This is a genomic window from Reinekea thalattae, from assembly GCF_008041945.1.
Taxonomy (GTDB): Bacteria; Pseudomonadota; Gammaproteobacteria; order Pseudomonadales; family Natronospirillaceae; genus Reinekea; species Reinekea thalattae.
The window spans coordinates 924,828-945,614 of sequence record NZ_VKAD01000001.1; the positions used below are offsets into that span (position 1 = coordinate 924,828).

At 44.9% G+C, this 20,787-nt stretch carries 18 protein-coding genes; 9 read left to right on the top strand and 9 right to left on the bottom strand.

Annotated elements, in window-relative coordinates; genetic code table 11:
* Positions 1-29: 29 nt before the first annotated feature.
* The 4 genes from FME95_RS04200 (at position 30) to FME95_RS04215 (ending at position 8,509) form a co-directional block, all read left to right on the top strand.
* Complete coding sequence (locus FME95_RS04200; RefSeq protein WP_147713167.1) at positions 30-431, top strand: CBS domain-containing protein; 402 nt, start codon at positions 30-32, stop codon at positions 429-431.
* Positions 432-620: 189 nt separating this feature from the next.
* The gene (ydiJ, locus tag FME95_RS04205) at positions 621-3,653 is read left to right on the top strand and encodes a D-2-hydroxyglutarate dehydrogenase YdiJ (protein WP_147713168.1); all 3,033 of its coding nucleotides are present in this window, start codon (positions 621-623) and stop codon (positions 3,651-3,653) included.
* A gap of 125 nt (positions 3,654-3,778) precedes the next feature.
* Complete coding sequence (locus FME95_RS04210) at positions 3,779-5,947, top strand: acetyl-CoA hydrolase/transferase C-terminal domain-containing protein (protein ID WP_147713169.1); 2,169 nt, start codon at positions 3,779-3,781, stop codon at positions 5,945-5,947.
* Between the two features lie 207 nt (positions 5,948-6,154).
* Complete coding sequence (locus FME95_RS04215) at positions 6,155-8,509, top strand: putative bifunctional diguanylate cyclase/phosphodiesterase (protein WP_147713170.1); 2,355 nt, start codon at positions 6,155-6,157, stop codon at positions 8,507-8,509.
* A gap of 117 nt (positions 8,510-8,626) precedes the next feature.
* On the opposite strand, the gene FME95_RS04220 is transcribed toward FME95_RS04215, so the two are convergent.
* A complete protein-coding gene (locus tag FME95_RS04220) occupies positions 8,627-9,784 on the bottom strand; it encodes a M15 family metallopeptidase (protein ID WP_187265438.1) in 1,158 nt (385 codons plus the stop codon).
* Positions 9,785-9,984: 200 nt separating this feature from the next.
* Positions 9,985-10,416, bottom strand: a complete 432-nt coding sequence (locus tag FME95_RS04225) for a tellurite resistance TerB family protein (RefSeq protein WP_147713172.1) — start codon at positions 10,414-10,416, stop codon at positions 9,985-9,987.
* Between the two features lie 185 nt (positions 10,417-10,601).
* Between FME95_RS04225 and FME95_RS04230 the strand changes: the two genes are divergently transcribed.
* Positions 10,602-11,000, top strand: a complete 399-nt coding sequence (locus FME95_RS04230) for a DUF2721 domain-containing protein (protein ID WP_147713173.1) — start codon at positions 10,602-10,604, stop codon at positions 10,998-11,000.
* Between the two features lie 69 nt (positions 11,001-11,069).
* Here FME95_RS04230 and dapE read toward each other — a convergent pair whose 3' ends face one another.
* A complete protein-coding gene (gene dapE / locus FME95_RS04235; RefSeq protein ID WP_147713174.1) occupies positions 11,070-12,203 on the bottom strand; it encodes a succinyl-diaminopimelate desuccinylase in 1,134 nt (377 codons plus the stop codon).
* Between the two features lie 69 nt (positions 12,204-12,272).
* On the opposite strand from dapE, the gene FME95_RS04240 reads away from it, so the two are divergent.
* Both FME95_RS04240 and FME95_RS04245 read left to right on the top strand, forming a co-directional pair.
* The gene (locus tag FME95_RS04240; protein WP_147713175.1) at positions 12,273-12,578 is read left to right on the top strand and encodes a hypothetical protein; all 306 of its coding nucleotides are present in this window, start codon (positions 12,273-12,275) and stop codon (positions 12,576-12,578) included.
* Complete coding sequence (locus tag FME95_RS04245) at positions 12,556-12,945, top strand: hypothetical protein (RefSeq protein WP_147713176.1); 390 nt, start codon at positions 12,556-12,558, stop codon at positions 12,943-12,945. The genes FME95_RS04240 and FME95_RS04245 overlap by 23 nt, the downstream gene beginning before the upstream one ends.
* Positions 12,946-13,134: 189 nt before the next feature.
* On the opposite strand, the gene FME95_RS13760 is transcribed toward FME95_RS04245, so the two are convergent.
* A complete protein-coding gene (locus FME95_RS13760) occupies positions 13,135-13,593 on the bottom strand; it encodes a cold-shock protein (protein WP_147713177.1) in 459 nt (152 codons plus the stop codon).
* Between the two features lie 231 nt (positions 13,594-13,824).
* Between FME95_RS13760 and FME95_RS04255 the strand changes: the two genes are divergently transcribed.
* Positions 13,825-14,031: a SlyX family protein gene (locus tag FME95_RS04255; RefSeq protein ID WP_147713178.1), complete on the top strand. Its 207-nt coding sequence runs from the start codon at positions 13,825-13,827 to the stop codon at positions 14,029-14,031.
* A 107-nt stretch (positions 14,032-14,138) separates the two neighbouring features.
* Complete coding sequence (plsB, locus tag FME95_RS04260; RefSeq protein WP_147713179.1) at positions 14,139-16,586, top strand: glycerol-3-phosphate 1-O-acyltransferase PlsB; 2,448 nt, start codon at positions 14,139-14,141, stop codon at positions 16,584-16,586.
* Here the strand turns inward: plsB and FME95_RS04265 are convergent.
* The 5 genes from FME95_RS04265 to FME95_RS13610 form a co-directional block, all read right to left on the bottom strand.
* Positions 16,583-17,362 carry a class I SAM-dependent methyltransferase gene (locus FME95_RS04265; RefSeq protein ID WP_147713180.1) on the bottom strand — a complete coding sequence of 260 codons (780 nt, stop codon included), beginning with the start codon at positions 17,360-17,362 and terminating at the stop codon, positions 16,583-16,585. The genes plsB and FME95_RS04265 overlap by 4 nt on opposite strands.
* A 24-nt stretch (positions 17,363-17,386) precedes the next feature.
* The gene (locus FME95_RS04270) at positions 17,387-17,776 is read right to left on the bottom strand and encodes a hypothetical protein (RefSeq protein ID WP_147713181.1); all 390 of its coding nucleotides are present in this window, start codon (positions 17,774-17,776) and stop codon (positions 17,387-17,389) included.
* A gap of 69 nt (positions 17,777-17,845) precedes the next feature.
* On the bottom strand, positions 17,846-18,658 hold the full coding sequence (locus FME95_RS04275; protein ID WP_147713182.1) for an undecaprenyl-diphosphate phosphatase: 813 nt from the start codon (positions 18,656-18,658) through the stop codon (positions 17,846-17,848).
* Between the two features lie 114 nt (positions 18,659-18,772).
* On the bottom strand, positions 18,773-19,477 hold the full coding sequence (gene tsaB / locus FME95_RS04280; RefSeq protein WP_147713183.1) for a tRNA (adenosine(37)-N6)-threonylcarbamoyltransferase complex dimerization subunit type 1 TsaB: 705 nt from the start codon (positions 19,475-19,477) through the stop codon (positions 18,773-18,775).
* Positions 19,478-19,677: 200 nt separating this feature from the next.
* Positions 19,678-20,382, bottom strand: coding sequence for a hypothetical protein (locus FME95_RS13610; protein WP_187265439.1), 705 nt, complete (start codon positions 20,380-20,382; stop codon positions 19,678-19,680).
* Positions 20,383-20,787 lie beyond the last annotated feature (405 nt).

Consider the following 20,787-nt stretch of genomic DNA (forward strand, 5'->3'; position numbering starts at 1 on the left):
AATAACAACAACCAAAAAGGAGCTGACTTATGGCTGTTCATGCTATGACAGTGGCCGACTGTATGGTGCCACCCAAACTGACCTTGAAAGCTGAAATCACCATTCACGATGCGGTACGTAAAATGATTCAGGCGCACGTTATTGGTGCTGCGGTATTAGACGAACAGGCGCATGTTGTTGGCTACATATCCGAACAAGACTGCCTGCAACACTTACTGAACGAAAGCTACCACCACGAAGGCCAAATGCTGGTCAACGATGTGATGCATAAAGATGTGCTCTTTGCCCTGCCTGATATGTCGATTGTCGATCTAGCGCAGCTAATGTGCGGCAATAAGCCTAAGAAATACCCAGTCTGTAGCCCTAGTGGCCGCTTACTTGGCATCATCACCCGCACACAGGTATTGCAAGCCTTACTAAAACAGGGCTGAGTGCTGCCATCTAACCCAAGAGATTATTCAATATCTCTTTTATACAGTCGCCTAGCCAGCCATTGGCGACTTAGCGGATTCACTGACCCTAAGTTCACAGATTGATGCCCTGTTTTACCTCAATGACTCGATATTCACGTCATTTTCATTAAAATAGCGCCCCTTATTGTTTTTGGAGCCAAAACCCTGATGCTACCCCGCCTACACGAGATCGACTCGGTACAGCAGTCTTACCTTGCTTTTTTAAAAGCATTGCAAGAATGTGGGTTCTCAGGTGAGCTTTGCCCAGACTACGCCAACCGTACGGTACTGGCGACGGACAACTCCATATACCAAGTTCTGCCGCAAGCGGTTGTCTACCCAAAAAACACCCAAGATGTGCAACATATTTGCCGCCTAGCCGCGACCGATGAATGGCAGCACATCGTGCTTTCTCCTAGAGGTGGCGGCACCGGCACCAACGGCCAATCGTTAACCGATGGCATTGTCGTCGACCTATCTCGCCATATGAACCAGCTGTTGGAAATCAACGCTAAAGAGGGTTGGGTACGGGTGCAAACCGGCGTCATTAAAGACCAGCTAAACCAAGCTCTAAAGCCGTTCGGTTTGTTTTTTGCACCTGAACTTTCAACCAGTAACCGAGCAACCATCGGCGGTATGATCAATACCGATGCCAGCGGCCAAGGCTCAGTTAGATATGGCAAAACTCGCGATCACGTGCTGCAACTCTCTACCGTATTGTTAGGTGGCGAACTCATGCACAGCGCTGCAATGTCGAAACAGCAATTAGAGCCGATGCTGTCACAGCAGGATCGTATCAGCCAGGTACACGCTACCGTCAACGATATCTATCAGCGTCGCGAACAGGATATCAAAGCCAAATTTCCACCACTGAATCGCTGCCTGACAGGCTACGATTTAGCGCATATTTATGAACAGGATCACTTCAACCTCAACAGCGTGTTGTGCGGCTCCGAAGGCACCCTAGGCTTTATTGTTGAGGCCAAGCTCAATGTCTTGCCTATTCCGAAAACCTCGGCTCTGGTTAACGTTTTTTATGACTCATTTGAAGCTTCGTTGCGTGATGCACAATCGCTAATGAGTGCCAAACCAGCATCGATTGAAACCATCGACAGCACGGTATTAGGTTTAGCTAAGCAAGACATCATCTGGCATACCGTCAGCCAGCACTTCAATGCGCCTGCTATTGAAGGCATTAATTTGGTCGAATACACCGGCGACAGCGAAGAAGAACTGCAACAGCAGCTTCAGCAACTGACGCAAAGGCTCGAGTCAGAAACCGGCAAAGCCGGTAAAAACACCGGCTTTTCTATTGCTATGGGCAGCATTGATGTCAAACAGATTTGGACGATGCGTAAAAAAGCGGTCGGCCTATTAGGCAACGCCAATGGTGAACGACGTCCTGTCCCCTTTGTTGAAGACACCGCAGTACCACCTGAAAATCTTGCCGACTTCATTATGGAATTCAGAGCCGTACTGGACAGAGAAAAACTGCGCTACGGCATGTTTGGCCATGTCGACGCTGGTGTTTTACACGTTCGCCCTGCTCTGGATTTAAAAGACGAGCAACAGTTTAAATTAATTCGAAAAATCACCGCCGAAGTCGTTGAGCTTGTTAAGAAATATAATGGCTTACTTTGGGGTGAACACGGTAAAGGTGTGCGTTCAGAATTCTCACCAGATTTTTTTGGTGATCTGTACCCAGAACTGCAAAACCTAAAGCGAGCGTTCGATCCCTTTAATCAGCTAAACCCCGGCAAAATTGCCAACGCCGACGATAAGGTAGAGCTGCTAAAAATCGATCAGGTAACAACACGTGGTGAGCTGGACAGAACCATCTCATTAAAAAACTGGAGCCAGTTCAGCAGCGGTATGTATTGCAACGGCAACGGCGCCTGTTTCAATTACGACCCGCTCGATGCGATGTGCCCGTCCTATAAAATAAGCCTAGACCGCAAGCAGTCACCTAAAGGTCGGGCCTCATTAATTCGTGAATGGTTGCGTTTGTTAGAAAACAAATCTTACGATACAACCGAATTAATAAAGCAGCGCCAACTGCCGCTACTGCATTTTATTCCTCGGGCGTTTAACAGCTTGACGAAAGGCTTTGGCCAATACGATTTTAACCATGAAATCGAAAGCGCAATGTCGACCTGTTTATCGTGCAAATCCTGTAAAGGCCAATGCCCTGTTAAGGTTGATGTTCCGGAGTTTCGATCGCAGTTTTTGCAGCACTATTACAGTCGCTACCTAAGGCCGCTGAAAGATTATTTTATTGGCATGCTCGAATTTATTATGCCGCTATTAACGTTAACGCCCGTTAAATGGCTGTATAACTTCTTTATGTCTCAACGGCCTATCAAGGCGCTGTTAAAACACATTGCAGGTATGGTCGACAGCCCACTGCTGTCGTCAGTTAATTTTAAACAGGAATTAAAAAAGCGCGATGTCCATTACGCCACAGCGAAAAACATCGATGGCCTCAGTGACACTGAAAAAGCACGCTCATTAATTATTGTGCAAGATGCTTTCACCAGCTTTTTTGAAACTGAAACCTTTATGGATATTGTCGACTGTCTTAAGTTACTTGGCTTCAACGTCTTTATAATGCCCTATCAGCCGAACGGAAAGCCGCTGCATATTCATGGTTTCCTTAAACTCTTTAAAAGGGTTTCAAATAAAGCCTTAAAGAGATTAACCGCGTTGCAGCAAAGCGGCATTGCTTTGGTTGGTATCGATCCGGCGATGACACTAACCTACCGAACTGAATACCAAAATTACACGGATGGATCAGCCGTTAACGTCCAGCTGTTGCAAGAATTTTTACTGCAAAACCGGCCTTTATTGCAGAGTCACGCACAGTACTTCAAACCAGGAGTCGCTAAACTGTTAGGCCATTGTACTGAAAAGACCAATGCACCTGCAGCGGTGAAAGACTGGGTCGCGATATTTAGCGCTCTCAATCAAGAACTACGCGAAGAACAGGTTGGTTGTTGCGGCATGGCGGGAACTTTCGGCCACGAAACACGCAACCGAGACAATTCTGAACAAATTTATAACCTCTCTTGGCGCAATGTCATCCAAGAGAACGAGCCTGAAACGCTACTTACCACCGGTTACTCTTGTCGCTCACAAGTAAAGCGACTTAGCCACCAGCAACTTGCTCACCCACTGCAATACTTATTAAAACAGGCTGTCTAAACATCAGCCAACCGATTTCCATGAACCGCGACGAAAACCAAATCGTACGATAAAACAGACTAAACAATCAGTTTAGCACCGCCTAACGGCGCTAAATAAAAGAGAGATTAAGGACCCGATTGATCATGTGTTCGACATTAAAAACTACAGATTACACCAACCTTTTGGAACTCGCTGAGGAGCTTTTCAAAAAACTCGACGGCAATATTGTTATGGGCGTGCCCATTGGTATTGGTAAAGCAACACACATGATTAATGCAGTCTATAACGTTGCTAAAAAGAACCCTCAGTACCGTCTAGAAATTAATTCAGCCTTGTCGTTAAACCGACCTAAATTAAAAACCGACCTTGAGCGCCGACTACTAGAGCCGTTCTTTGACCGTCAGTTTAAAGATTTACCCGAATTAGAATTTGCTAACGATGTTCTTAGTAAAAAATTACCTGCTAACGTCTCCATTGTTGAATTCTATTTTAAGCCGGGTGAAGTATTAAAAAACCCAAAAGCTCAGCAATATGCACTGTCCAGCAACTACACTCACGTACCGCGTGATTTGATGGCTCGAAATTGTAATCTGGTTTGTCAGATGATCGGCAAAAAAGAAGAGCAAGGTCGCACTCGTTACAGCCTAGGTTCCAACCCAGACGTTACCATCGACGTACAAAATATGATGCGTGAGGCAACTGCTCAAGACGGCAAACCACGCTTCATGATTGGTCAGGTCAACGACCAAATGCCATTCATGCCAAACGATGCTGAAGTAGCTGCAGACTTTTTCGATCTTATTCACGACGATTCAGCGCTGTACAGTCCGATCTTTGCAACGCCTTATACTCCAGTAACACCAGCTGATCACATGATTGGTTTTTACACCAGTCTGTTAATTAAAGATGGTGGCTCGTTACAAATTGGTATTGGTTCATTAGGCGATGCCATTGTTAACTCTTTGTTGGTCAGAAACAGCCAAAACGACATCTACCAACGTCTCATTGGTCAAACCGAAGCTTTGTCGAAATTCCCAGTCGTAAAATCCATTGGCGGCTCAGAACCATTTGAGCAAGGGCTATACGGCAACACAGAAATGCTCGTACCAGGCTATCTGGAACTGAAAAAGGGCGACATCTTAAAGCGTAAAGTTTACGACGACCTGCACATCCAAGAACTGGTTAATCAAGGCTTAGATCCAAACCAGCCATCATTAGAGTGGCTAGACGCCTTAATTCAGTTAGAAAGAATCACTCCGCACTTAACACAAAGTCACGTTGACTACCTAAAACAGTGGGGTCTACTAAAAGCGGAAGTGAGCTACAACGATGAAACGCTGAGCTATGAAGGCAAGTCCGTTGCCGCGTCATTAACAGCCGACGAAACTCGTCAATGGCTGACACAACATGGTTTAGGCGATCGCATTTTAGGAGCCCGAGTTATTCACGCTGGCTTCTTTGTTGGTGGCCACCAGTTCTATGATTCGTTGCGTAACATGCCAGAAGCTGAACTCAATGAATTCAATATGACGTCGGTAATGTTCACAAACCAAATTAAGGGCAACGAAGAGCTGCGTATTAAGCAATTGCAGCACGCGCGCTTTATTAACACCTGCATGAAAACAACTCTCTCTGGTGCTGCCGCAAGTGATGGCTTAGCAGATGGTAAAGTTGTTAGTGGTGTCGGTGGCCAGTTTAACTTTGTCACCATGGGTCATGAAATTCCTGACGCTCGCTCTATTCTAATGATGCGTTCTTGCCGCCGCCGTGGTGCCGAAGCAGTCAGTAATATTGTTATGAATTATGGTCACGTCACCGTACCACGCCATATGCGCGACATTGTGGTCAGCGAATACGGCATTGCCGACTTACGTGCAAAAACCGACCAAGAGATCATTGAAGAGTTGCTAAAAATCACCGACTCACGCTTCCAAGAAGATCTGATCCAAAAGGCCAAGCAAGCGGGCAAGTTGCGTCCAGATTACAAACTGCCTGAAAGCGCCAAGCACAATACCCCTGAAGCACTCAGCCAGCTGTTAGCAGACTTTAAAGAACAGTTCCCTGCCTTCCCGTTCGGTTGCGATCTAACCGACCAAGAAGTGGCTATTGGTGGCGCATTGCGCCAGCTAAAAACCAACGTCGATAAAAAATGGCCATTGGTAAAAGCGTTGCTGTCTAAGGTGTCTGTAGAGCGTAAAATGGAAACCAAGGAATACTTAGAACGACTTGGCTTGTATGAGGTTAAAGGCATCAAGCAACGCATTCTAAGAAAGCTGGTTATCAGCGTTTTACCATCCCAACTAAATCGCTAAATTAAACGCGCAAATGTAATCAACTGATAGGATTCTGGCTCAGACTCTGCTATATCTTAATAGCAGTGGCTGGGTCAGTGTTCTATTTGTTCAGCCGATATTGTCTATACTGATAACGGTTCAAAGCAGCCGATAAACAGAGGCAACAGGGTTACATCAGCCTATTTTTAGTGCCTTTTAGCAAGCACCCAGAAAATTGAGTCGTCGATGAAGTTACAAAACAGATTTATTACAAACATCGGGTTTCTAGTTGGCATCATCTCACTGCTCTGTATTTTCTTTATTCAAAAAAATATTCGCCAATACAACTCCGAACAATTGGATCGCCAATTGTCAGCTCAACTAACCACCAGTAGCGACTACTTTAATGAGGTTATAAATAACACCCAGTCCAATCTAAACCTAATTGGACAAAATATCCTGGTGCAAGATTACCTCGCTGCAACACAAGTGGATCATAAGCAATACGCACAGGCGTTGATCGTCCGTCTATTCAATCAATACATTACTCTGAATGATGTTTACTCTGAAATCAGCATCATATTACCAGACGGACAAGAGGCTATTTCGGTTCAGCAGACGCCTTCTGAAAATGAACCTATTAGCTACGACTCAAGTCTTGCACGAATAGAGTCAGACCACCTAGAGTACATCAATAACATTTCGTTTCTCTTGGAACATACTCAAGAGGATGATCGCCTTGCTGCCTATTACCCTATTATCAGTATTCCGCAACAGCATCCGCTAGGCTTCCTCAAAATATCCATTAGTCTGCCGTTGATCTCAAACAAGCTCAGCTCTAAGTTATTTATTATCGGCTTTTATTACGACAGTAAAAATATAATAGACGACACCATCAGCGCTGAATTTGGCCTCAGCATGACAGATAATCTGGATAGCAAAGATTACTTTTATCAGCAGAACGAAATTTTTGATGATTTTTATATTCGCACTATTCGCAAGGTCGATGTCTTAAGCGCAGAAACAAAGGCGCTAATATTAAGCAGCTGGCTGTATATTGCTCTGGCGATTATCCTAATTGTGCTTATCAGTATCATTATTTTAAGAAAAACGATTCTAGAGCCTTTAGACCTATTTGCAGGCCTAGTAGAGCGGTCTGATATCTACAGTCATAAACCAGAGAAGTTCGAAAAATTTAATGACTATGAATTTAAAGCCCTCACCCGCAGCCTCAATAAACTCATGGTTCGCTTGCAGCGTTCATCTGACACCCTTAAAAAACAAGCGCTGACCGATGAACTAACTGGCTTGCCTAACCGCGCCGCCTTTTATGAGCTCATTGAAATTCATAAAAAAAGAGACAACCCTGATCGTCTATCGGTTATGTTTTTAGACCTCGATGGCTTTAAACAGATCAACGATAACTACGGCCACCTAACCGGTGACCTGTTATTAAAAGCCGTTGCAGAAAAATTAAAATCCTGCATCCGCAGAGATTATAGAAACAAAGATTCATCGCGCCGAGATACTGTTATTCGGTTAGGTGGCGACGAATTTGCCATTATCATTAATAAAGACAGCCAAGCCGATGTGGTCGCCAATAAAATTATTAATGAGCTTAGAGAAGGCATCGAGATTGCCAATCACACCCTCTATACCGGCGTTAGTATTGGCATTGCGATTTATCCTGACCACACCATCGATCCAGAACTGCTCATACAGTACGCCGACATTGCGATGTACGATGCCAAGCGAAACGGTAAGATGCGCTACTCTTTCTTTTCTGAAGAACTGGCCGAAGGCGAACGTGAAAAAATGTCGATTGAAACGGCAATTCGCCAAGGCATTCAACACAAGCGTTTCTTTGCTTATTTTCAGCCAAAGATCAATTGCCAAACAGGCGAAATTGTTGGCGTTGAAGCATTAGCTCGGCTGAAAGACGAACACGGAAATCTCATTCCGCCTTCCAGCTTTGTACCGTTGGCGCATGAATTTGGCATGCTCGATCACATTACATTAACCATGGCGGAACAAACCTGCCAAATGTTACAGATCATTCAGAACCCTGAGCTGGTGATATCGCTAAATATTACGCCATCACAATTAAATGACTCAAAATTAATCGTCGATATCCGAAAAATTATCCATCGCTACCGAGTCTTTACGCGCCAAATTGAGTTTGAAATTACTGAAGAAGAGCTGATTAATAACGAGCTTGAAACCAAGAATAATCTCGACTTTATTCGTCAGTTCGGCTTTAAGACTGCGCTGGATGATTTTGGTGCTGGTTATTCTTCTTTGGGTTATCTGAAAAAATTCCAGTTCGATACCCTGAAGTTAGATAGAGCCTTTATCAGTACTGACGATTACGACAGTGAAGCCTCTATTGCGGTGATAAAATCGATCAAAACATTGGCGACAACACTGGATATGGACATTGTCTCTGAAGGCGTCGAAACACAACGGCAAGTCGACTTTGTTGAAAGTTTAGGCATCCATATTATCCAAGGCTACTACTACTCTAAACCGATTCCTGCGGCGGACTTTTTAAAGATGTATGAACGAAACACCAAGATGTTTACAGAACAAAGCAACTCCTAGTCAGTAATAACCAAGCTGCACTGTTAGTTGTTAGTTGCTAGAGCAAGCACGCTATCGATAAAAACAACAGCACAAAAAAAGCCCAACAATGGGCTTTTTTTAAAATTTAATATGCGATTAGACGACGCGAATATGCCAAGGCTCGTAACGTACACCGAGTTTATTATCGGCCGTATATCGAATACGGACATAACCTAAGCTCTGTAGCTTTTTAAACTCGTCTGTTTCAGCAAAGGCTGCAGTAAAGTTGCTTAAGCCTGCCCCAACCTGACCAACATCGAAATCACCGACAGCATGGTAGGAGTGCCCTGGCGGCGCAAGAGAGCGAGAAGCACGAGACATGTTACCGCTGGCATGAACCACCTTTGCCAAAAACAGTTGTGATTGCTTAACGATATTGCGCACACCACTGGTTAGGATCAGTGTTGGACCAATTTCGTTACGAATCTTGTAGTAAAACTCTTCCGAATGCCCGCGATAAACAAAGTGACCTGTTTTTGGCACCTTGACGACATCGCTGGTTGCAATGATGTTGGTTGGATTATCGACGACCTTATCGCCATAAAAACCTAACCGGCTGGAATCTGCATAGAACAACATTTCTAAAAAGGCTTTTTCTTCTGCAGTGAATGCGCCTATTTGTGGAGCTGAATTGGCGTATTTCATAGCATCATCTAATGAAATGAGGTTAAAGTTGCCAAAGCCGACATAACGTTGAACGCGGTTAATACGCTCCAACGTCTGTACTAAAATACGGTATTCGTCTTCAATCAAGATAACATCATCAGTGAAGTCTTGTTCAAAGTTGTTAATTTTTTCTTGCGTCGTCTGAGCAGAAGCAACCGGTACGGCGATTTTAGCTTTTTCTGCGGCTTCTTTGTCGGCTTCAGAAAGTACGATTTCCTCTACCGGCTCAGGTTGTGGGCCTACCGCAGGGAAAGGTTCGTTTTGAGCAACCGGTGCTTGTGGGAATTCAGAAGGAGTCAGCGATTCCGCTTTCTGCTGTTGCGCATAAGACACGGCCGGTCTTGAATGCACTGGCGATGCTGGCGGCTCAGCCAGTTGCAGCGCTGGGCTTGGACTGGTCAATAAGCCTTCATCACCAATAGCTTCAAAGGCTTCAGGAACCTCTAATGTCGCCTGTGTCGCTCGCGCCTCAATATCAGGTCGATACGGCGAAGAACGGCGTAAGAACATATCTAAGGATGCGTAGCCGGCACTGGCAACTACCGCAGACGCTGACAACGATTGAATAATAAAATCACGGCGCTTCACTAAACTTCCCCAAATCCAGATTTCTTTGCAAAAACTGACACAATACTGACTTAAGTATCGCTTATTTTCAAAAAATCGCGAATATTTTTCAACGGCATAGGCTGTACACCGCATTATCGCTCGAATTTACCATAAAAATCAGTTAAACGATGCCTAAGATTGAAGCATATCAGGGATTGGTTCTCATTTCGAACAGTGCTTTAGTGCTGCGCAGCTGACTTAGCCTTAATAAAGTGAGAATGATAAAGGTGCAGCAGCTCATTGACTCGGCGTATGCGGTGATCTTCGTATTTATCTAGATCACCATCGGCTAAGGCCACTCGCCACATATCCACGATCAATTCGAAGCGCTGCTCTTCATCCCAATTATCGGTAATCACCTTAGTGAATTGATACAGATCGTGTGATTCCTGCTGCTGTTGGTAAGCCGTATCGATAAGCTGCAATACTTCCACCAATGGGCTGCCGGTACGTCGCACTAAGATATTGGCAATGCAATCCCGCTCGCGTTGATCGGCATCCAAATCTGCCAGCATAACTTCGATTAGCAGCGCAGCGGCGCATTCGTCCACCGACAACGGCTGATCCGGCTCAGACTTGTTTTCAAAAAAGGCCAAAATGCGATCTAACATGGTTATCTCCTATCTACTACCTATTATTTACAGAGCGAGTCTAGGGCCAATCTAAGGTAAAAAATGACCTATGCATTGAGTCAATTGCCCAGATCAACCGTTAGGTGGCTAACAAACTATACTATTTGCCGTTGTTTCATTATCTTTCAATCGTGGCTTGCTTATTTTTGGAGTAAATATTCAGTATGACTATCACGACACCTGCTCTACTTTTTCCAGCAATATCACTGTTACTGCTGGCCTACACCAACCGTTTTTTAGTCATTGCCCAGCTGATTCGATCTCTCTACAAGCAAAACGATGAAAACCCCGACATGGATATACGCAACCAAATACTGCATCTCAGAGTACGTATTATCGCCATACGCCGCATGCAAGTGGCCGGCATTCTGTCGTTTATTCTCTGTGTTATTACCATGTTCACCATCTACATTGAGCGCGAAGTGATCGCACATCTCATGTTTGGCGCATCACTGATTTTGCTGCTAGCGTCTCTGTGCTTTAGCCTTTACGAAGTTCAAATTAGCGGCCAAGCACTGAATTTGCAGTTGAAGAATCTGGAAAACAAAAGCGAAGATAAATAATGGCCTATGTTTTTGCCTAACTCACTCTTGCCTAGCTTCAGTAAGCTACACCAAAGCTAGGCAGAAAGATTAAGCCAGCAAATTAACCATCAGCTGATAATAAACCTCGGTCAGGGTATTAAGATCATCAACACTGACGCATTCATCAACCTGATGAATAGTTTTATTCAAAGGTCCCAATTCCAAAACCTGAGCGCCCGTTGGCGCAATAAAGCGGCCATCTGAGGTACCACCGGCGGTCGATAATTCAGGCTCACGGCCGGTTGTCGATTTCACTGCGGCAATAGCCGCTTCAACCAATTGGCCACGCTCTGTTAAAAACGGTAAACCCTTGAGCTCAAAGTTAAGTTCATATTCAAAATCGAATTGATCCAGCAATTCGGCCACGCGCTGCTGCAATTGCTCTGCTGTAACTTCGGTGCTAAAGCGGAAGCTAAACATAATTTCAGCTGAGCCCGGAATAACATTCGTTGCCCCTGTGCCCGCCTTAATATTTGAAATCTGGAACGATGTCGCGGGGAAAAACTCATTGCCCTGATCCCAAACTTCTTTGCTTAATGCTTCGATTGCAGGCGCAGCAAGATGAACCGGGTTCTTCGCCAAATGCGGATAGGCAACATGGCCCTGAACACCCTTTACGGTTAAGTAACCCAGCATAGAGCCACGTCGTCCATTCTTAATAACGTCACCAAGTTGCTCAGTACTAGAAGGCTCACCGACCAAAGCCCAATCGATTTGCTCGCCTCGACGGGTCAACTCTTGCATCACGGCATCGGTACCGTGGTAAGCATCACCCTCTTCATCGGAGGTGATTAAATAACCTAAGCGACCCTTATGATTTGGGTAATCGCGGATAAATCGTTCGGTGGCAACGACAAACGCAGCGACACTGCCTTTCATATCGGCAGCGCCACGGCCGTATAGCATGCCCGCATCGATAGTGGCTTGAAACGGAGGGAAACGCCACTGATCAGCGTCACCTGCGGGAACAACATCGGTGTGTCCAGCAAACACTAAAAAAGGCTCGCGCTGTTCACCATGTACAGCCCAAAGGTTATCGACATCTTCTATGCGCATGTGCTCTATATCGAAGCCACATTGGCTTAAGCGGTCCGCGATCAGAGGCTGACAACCCTCATCCTTTGGCGTAACAGATTGACGTTGAATTAGCTCGCAGGCCAGCTGAATGGTTTCAGAGTTCATAAAAGACTTACTCAATTAACATAAAGGTCGTTATCATACGCATTTACAGTCCCATAATTAAGGTTAAAAATGAGCGCCAGAAACAAAGTCGTTTTATGGCTAAAAGAACATACCGAAAACAGCGCCCGAGCGATTCGCCAATTCACCACCGGCGGTTTTATCTTTAGTTTTGGGTTGTTCATTATCATTTTGGCAGAAAGGCTGATACCGCCGAGCCTGCAACAAGAGCTGGCAGCATTACTCGGTCTGCTACTGTTAATCACGGGCGCTGCCATCGCATTATGGGGCTATCTCAGCCTTAGCCTGTTTAAAATCGCCCTACACCTACTCGATAAAGAAGAGCCAAAAACTGATGACTCAAGCGCCAGACATTGAAATCTACATACCAAAACTCACCACCGAGGCTGCCATTCAATGGTTGCAGGGTTGCTTTAGTCAAGTGCAATTAACGGCTAAAAAGAAAGGCATGCCTAAGCATGCTCAGCCGATTTTATGTCAGCATCAGCAACAAGAGATTGCCGGACTGGTTTTCGAGAAGGTATCTGGTCACTACACCAGCATTTGGCTCGACTCCAACCAACTGCCTTGGCGCAATGACCAAGAATTTGCCTACGCCGCAGCACAACACTTTAACTGCGCTGTACGCTTTGTTGCGCAAAGCTGGCAACAGCAACAAGACCCTGATGCATGGTCAGAAATCACCCCCCAAGGCGATGTACAGGAGCTGATTTGGGCTTCTTAACGCTGCGACTCTCGCCTCTGCCTGCCAAGTAACAACCAACGATCAAGACCAAAGACTGTCTTTTAAAGCATTCGTGTTTTAAAGCATCCGTCTTTTGAACAGTCGGCCTGAAAAGCAGGCATAAAAAAAGCGGCTAATGCCGCTTATCGTCAACTACTCACGCTATCCCGATGAGCGGGACACACATGATTAATGGTTTTGACGCAAAATAGTAACGTCTTCTGCTTGCAAGCCTTTAGAGCTTTCAACCACACCAAACAGTACTCGTTGACCTTCCTGTAACGAACGGTGACCTCGGCCACGAATTGAGCGAAAGTGGACAAAAACATCCTCGCCATCTTCTCGGGTTAAAAAGCCAAAACCCTTGCTGACGTTAAACCATTTCACCACGCCTTCTTCACGGTCGTCTTCTTCAAGCACTTCTGACTGTGAAATAACAATGGCTAAAAAGCTAACAAGTGCCACAACCGCCACAATAAGTACGAACGCTATGCCTTTAGCAGGCGTAAAAGAAAAATCAGCCAACTCAACAATCGTTAACTCAGCAACACCCGTCACCAACGTTAACAAGGCCGTAATGACAAACGGCACAGGTAAGGCGACTAATAAACATATACCAACACGAACTAACCAAAACTTAAACTTCATAGTAAACACTCATATTCCTATCAAAGATAAACATCTAACAAAAATAAACACCTAACAAAACAAACTCAGCTGGCCTCTGTCATAATAGTTTAGTCGTTCTTTATAAAATAATGTCAATGAAGCAGAACGGGATCATCACTATTATCAAAAAAGTTAACCAAAAAGCGCAACCAAGTAGGCATAATGCCAAACTTTACGGCAAAATGGCAATGAAACTAACGAGACCAATTTATGAACGACCACGATAAAATCATCGATTTAGAAAGCCGACTAACCTACATGGATGATACGGTTGAACAGCTCAATCAGATTGTCAGTGAGCAACAACTTAAAATAGACTTTTTAGAACGACAGCTAAAACAGATCGCCAGCGACTATAACGAATTCAAAGAACAGCTCGCGCCCGACATTGTCGACACTAAACCACCACACTACTGATTTATCGCCAGCGTCCGCTAGGGTACGCAATTCAAGGCTGCTACAATGGCAGTTTAGAATCGAAGCGGCTAGAATAGCCGCTCTTTTATTAGAGGTATTCATCGTCAATGTTTGTCTTACGTCGCATCGTGCAAAAGGTTTTATTCTGGTGGGTTCGCGTGGCCGAAAACCCGCATCACACTAATTTTGATGAACTGAAAAAACATAAAAACTGTATCTATGTACTCGAACATCAATCTACTTCTGATGCGCTAGTTTCTGACCACCAGCTGCAAAAGCACGGCTTGGCCAGTATTTACGATGAACTCGACATTCCAAATCTTAGCAATGAATCCCGTCTATTGACCGTACATTCACGTAATTCTGTGATTCGGGCTAAAAAAGAAGGTATTAACAGCCGCCTTAAAAACCTATTAGAGTTTTTAGCCGATAACCCAGAGCAGGACATTCTGTTGGTGCCTGTTGCGCTATTTTGGGGGCGCGCCTCTTCCGCCAAACTGGGCGCTGTTAACGCGCTTTTCAGTTCCAACTGGACTGTGATTGGCCGTTTTAAAAAGCTGTTCACCCTAATATTTAATGGCCGCGATACCTTTTTTGAAATTAACGAACCCATTTCCTTACGCGAAATTTTTGATGAAACTCCCGACTTATCGATCGCTTCACGTAAGGTCGCGCGTATTCTTCGAGTGCATTTTCGCCGCGTACGTACTGCTGCCATTGGCCCAGACTTATCGCACAAGCGTGTACTCATTGAACAGCTACTGAAAACCGACCCAGTACGCAAAGCAATTAGTGCGCACTCCAAGGCCAAAGGCGTTCCTATTGAAAAGTCACGCAAAGTCGCCTTAAAAAATGCACAGGCCATTGCTGCGGATCTTTCCTACAGCACGATCCGCATGTACGACATTGTGCTTACCAAACTTTGGAATAAGATCTACAACGGTATCGAGCTGCACGGTATTGAGCCAGTCAGAGAGTTAGCCAAAGATCACGAAATTGTCTACGTACCCTGCCACCGAAGCCATATTGACTACCTGCTATTAAGTTACACCTTGCACCGTAACGGCCTAAGCGTGCCGCACATTGCTGCCGGTGAAAACCTAAACATGCCCATTGTTGGTGGCATTTTGCGTCGCGGTGGTGCTTTCTTTATTCGCCGTAAATTTGGTGGCGATAAACTCTATACCGCAGTCTTCAATGAATATATCCATACTGTATTCTCACGCGGCTTCCCGGTGGAATACTTTGTCGAAGGCGGCCGTTCCCGTACAGGCCGTATGCGTTCACCGGCAACCGGTACACTGGCAATGACGGTACGCAGCCACTTACGCAATTCAGAAAAACCGATTGCGTTTATTCCGGTCTATATCGGTTACGAAAAAGTCTTTGAAAGCCGCTCTTATGTTGGCGAACTAAAGGGCAAGGATAAAAAGAAAGAAAACCTGTTCGACTTAGTAAAGTCAGTGAAACATTTAAAAAATTACGGCCGTGTTTACCTGAATTTTGGTCAGGCGATTTCATTAAACAGCCAGCTGGAGCAACATAAGCCGGACTGGAATGAAGCGACCTATGGCCCGAACGACCGCCCTGAATGGATGTTTTCTTTTGTTGATCAATTGGCGATTCAGGTGGTTAAACGCATTAACTCAGCCGCGGCGCTAAACCCTATTAACATGGTCGCGACTGCCCTGCTTTCTACTCCGCGACAAGCCATTGAAAGCAGCCTGTTGTTAGAACAGTTAAAGCTGTTGAAAAGCCTTCATCAGGCGGTACCACTGAGCGAGCATATTACACTGCCAGAGAGTCGCCCTGAAGAATGGGTTGAATACGCCGTTGGCATGGGCACCTTGCAACGCATTCCACAAAAGCTGGGTGATCTATACGGTTTGGATGGTCAAAACACCATTACCATGTCGTATTACCGTAACAACGTGCAGCATATCTTTGCACTGCCATCGTTAATTGCTGCGTTAGTGGTGAGAGCCGAAGGTGTCGCAAAGTCGGCACTGATGGAACAGATCGGAATGATTTTTCCGTACATTCAAAACGAACTGTTTATTGAGCTGTCTGGCGAAACACTGCAAGCCAAAGCCGAGCAAACATTGGCGTTTATGGCTGAGCAAGGCATTCTGTCAATCGACAAACAAGGTCTTGTTCAAGCGCCAGACAAAGCCTCAGACAATAACTTACAGTTGCAGTACCTTGCCAATATTATGCTACCAACGCTGGAGCGCTACCTCATTACGCTTTCAGTCTTGGTGCGCTTAGGCTCAGGTAACTGCTCGCAAGCCATTCTTGAAAACCAATCGCAGCAAATGGCGCAGCGACTGGCATTGCTTAACGGCTTGGATGCACCAGAATTCTTCGACAAAGCCCTGTTTAAAAGCTTTATTCAAGCTCTTAAAACCAAGGGTGTGTTAACGCTCAACGAAGAAGCAAACTTGGCTTACGATGAACGTATCCATAACATTATCTCGCAAGCTTCGTTTGTTATCCCAGATGATGTCTGGCACAACATTCACCAAATCATTCAGCGATCAACGCAAGAAGGCTAATCGTCTGTCAGCGCCTTTTTGGCGTAGATATCGAATCGACTGCTCTTACCAATAAGAGCGGTCGATGGCTTTTTATCATCCAACCAAGGCGCGTTTTTAGGCCTTTTCACCACCACTCGATAATTTGCTAACGCCAATGCTGGCGCAAGTAATGAGTCGGCATCTGCATCGGCACCAACAAGCTGGTGAAAAATCGCCATATCCTTTTTTACCTTGGCCGACTTAGAACGGTCAGGAAACATTGGGTCCAGATAAACCACATCAACAGAAACCGTCTCAGCAACGGCACCCAAGTTCAGTAACGAGCCATTTAGTAAGGTTAAGCGAGCCGATAGATCTGTTAACTCAGAAGCAGACAAGCGTTCTAAACCATTTTGTAACAGCAGATTGACCACCGGATGACGTTCAAACATATAGACAGTCGCACCTTGTGAGGCCATGACAAAGGAATCACGAGCCAAGCCTGCGGTGGCATCTAAGATTGTTAAATGCTTACGTTTTTTTAAACCAACCGCCTTACACACAGCTTGACCAGCGCCGCCGCCGTAAAGACGTCGATGCTCTGAACTGGATGATAAAAAATCAACACTGACCGCATGCACCTTCGGCCAATCGCTGCTAGCAATTGAGAGCTGGCCATTGTCGATCAGAATAAAGGCTTGATCGCTCGGTTGGTTTGGCTGAATGTCGATCCAATCCAAAGCTTGGCAAGTCTGCAACAGAGACTGGTGGCTCGGCTCACTGGTATCTGGGCAATAGAGGGCAATAGGCTGCATGAAAGAGTCGCTCGATAATTGCGGTTAAACGTAGGTATCTACACCAAACAAACTGGGGTTTTGTGCGCTTAATGAATCAGCATCCTCTGCTGCCACGGATAAATATTGGTTCACCGCAGCCTGAGCATTGCCACCGCTGGCGCGTTGTACAGGATGCTCAGGATAATACTGATGATTGCCAGACTCAGTCTGGGCTGAAGAATTAACACTATATAAAGCTTGGGCTTGGCTGGTTGCACTTTGCAAATCGACATTGGTCGATTGTGATGAGGCCGCTGCCTCTTCTGTTGCGCTGTCGACAGTTTGCGCAAAGCCACCGGATTGGCCTGCAGAATCATCCGTTAACGGTGCGCTATTGCGGCGGCCAGAAGCCGCCACCGATTGATACGCATTAATAGAAGCCGGTATTTTCATGAATAGTCTAAATCCGATCAGCTCGATAATTTAACTAGGTCAGTCACCAATTAGGCTAGCCGCCCTGAATTAAAAAGCACCGCTAAAAGCGATGGCGAACAACAGCGCACCTAACAATAATCGATATATTACAAAGACTAAGAAACCACAGCGTTCGATCCAACGCAAGAACAAAACAATACAACCCAGCGCACTGATAAAAGACAATGCCACACCAAGCAAAATTGCCGAAACATCGTAGGCCGCAGGCGATTGCACAAGCTCAACTGTTTTTAATCCTCCGGCACAGAGAATTAACGGTATCGACAACAAAAAACTAAAGCGCGCAGCTTCTGATCGGCTTAACCCCAAAAGCAGCCCTGCTGTCATGGTAATACCGGATCGGGACGTTCCCGGGATCAATGCAACTGCCTGAGCGATACCAATGAACAAGCTGTTGCGCCAAGTTAATTGCTGATTCTGAGACTGCTTTTTAGCAGCACTGTCGGCATACCAAAGCAACAGACCAAATAACACCGTTGTTGCGCCAATCACTAAAATACTGCGCAGGTGCGTCTCAATAAGATCGCCAGCAAAAAAACCAACAATGAGCGCAGGAATAGTGCCGATAATGATAAACCAAGCTTGGTTTACCAACGCCTTCTGATATGGCTTTTTCAATAAAAAATAGACAAAGTTAACACTGATATCAGCGATTAAGCGGCGAAAATAGATCATCACCGCCATTAGCGAGCCGACATGCACAGCAACATCAAATGCCAAACCCTGATCCGGCCAACCAAATAATTGAGAGGGCAAAATAAGGTGTGCCGAGCTCGATATCGGTAAAAATTCCGTTAAGCCCTGAATCACCGCAAGAACAACTAATTGGTAAAATCCCATACTGCTCGTCTCTTTTGTTAAGCACCGAATGCTAATTTATTAAGTATTAAATGCTAAGTGATAAGTACCAATAGGAAAGCAATCAGTACCGATATCGACCTAAAACTAATCTAACTAACTACCCACCTTAGGTTTATTGTCCCAAGTAACTTTATCACGCAAATAAATCGGGATTGCTTCTTCTGGTGCAACCGCTTGCGCCGAATTAGATTCTAATAGCTGTTTTGCTAACGCTAAGCTGTGCTGAGCGTGTGGCAATAAAATATCGCCTAACACTTGCCCAGAAAAATGTTGTAACGACTCTGCTAATGGATAATCGGTTTGCCAACCATTCCCAACTAAAACCGCCTGAGGATCCAGCTCTAGCTGAAGATCTTTCGGGGCAATGACAACTTCATCGCTGACCGACTGTGGAATATTACCTAATTGAGCAAGTTGATAACGGCAAAAATACCATTCTGACATTCGCGCATCTAACGCCACCCAAATGCTTTTGGCACCAGTTAAAGAGGCGCTGTACGCAACCGACTGTAAAGTACTGACAGGCAATATTGGGCAGTCGGCCGCCAACGCTAAACCCTGAGCAACCGATGTTGCAATACGCACACCGGTAAAGGAACCCGGCCCACGCCCGACAACAATCAGATCGAGATCACTGGCAGTAAGTCCAGCCTGCTGTAACAACTGTTGGATTTCTGGCAGCAGAATTTTGGCATGTTCACGCGGACGCGATTCATGGAAAGTGTACTGCTGGTCAGCCGCTTGCAAAGCAATAGAGCACAGATCAGCAGTCGTATCGATAGAGAGTAAATTCATCATGTAGATTAACTAAAACCAAAAACGCCGCGAAGTTTAGCATAGTTGCTCGATTAACACAGAGCATTGCTTTACTGCTCAGGCTTTCCGCAAGCACAACCATTCGCGCAATAAAAAACCCGCATTAACCGAAGCTAATGCGGGTTTCTTTGCCCTGCTGGATCGCTATTTTAAGCCAGCAACGCCTGCATCTAAGCTAAGCATTAAGCTTTTGCTTTACGAGCTTTAGGCTTTGATTTTAGCTTTTCTGCCTGTTGCTTTTTCAACGCAGAGATCTTGGTCTTAATTTTACGACCTGCGGCAGCAATTTTAGTCTCTTCTTTTTTCTGGAAAGCCTTCACTTTACGAACATTGGCTTTTTCGCGAGTCAGAAGCCATTTTTCTTCGAAAGAAGCTAAGGCTTTTTCTAAATCGCCCGCTTTTTTCTCTTCTAGGCCCTGTGCAAATGCCGTTACTCGCTCTGCAGACTTCTCTTTAACAGAATCGATAGAACCTTCTACACCAGCAAGCTTCAAGTTGAAAGCAGCTTCTTTTGCTGCTGCTTTTGCTTCAGCTAGATTAGCCTGTGCTTTTGCTAGGCCTGCTTTAGCAGCGTCTAACTGACGAACTGTTGCAGCTGTTTTACTAACACGAGCCTTAGCAGCAACGGTTGCTTTCTTCTCTTTAGCCTTGGCTAAACCTTCAGTTGCTTTTTCTACTACTAAGTTTGCCTTTTCTAGTGCTTTTTCAGCAGCGGCTACAACTTTGTTAGCAACAACAGGTTGCGCTACTGGTTTTTTTGCGGCTGCTTTTTTAGCTGCTGGCTTCTTAGCGGCTGTTTTTTTCTTTGCAGTGGTCTTTTTAGCAGTTGTTTTTTTAGCTGCTGGTTTAGGTCCGCGCTTAGCGGGAGTTTTCTTGGCTGCTGCCATTGTAGGTTTCCTCTTTCCACACACTTAATAAATTAAGAATAGTTATATTTTATAAGTTTTGTCGTTAAATTATGATTTTTAATCAAAAATTTGTTTAATAATAAACCAAATTTCATTCAATTTAAAAAAAAATACTGTTTTTTAAAAAACAAAAACAATTTTCAAAGAATATAATAATCAACTAAGCAAGTTAATGTGATGTTAGTCACCCTTTAGTAGAAGCCAATAGCGCTGAAATGAAATGCACTAGTAGATTGAACAGTTTTACAAAAACAAGACTGTGCAAACGCTGTTTTCAATTAGGGTAACTTTGAATATTTTTTTGCTTTTTTGTTTCTCGTTGTCGTGATCTGCCCGTTTGATGTTGTTTTATTTTTAGCTGCTTACTCTTTCTGCCTACTTATC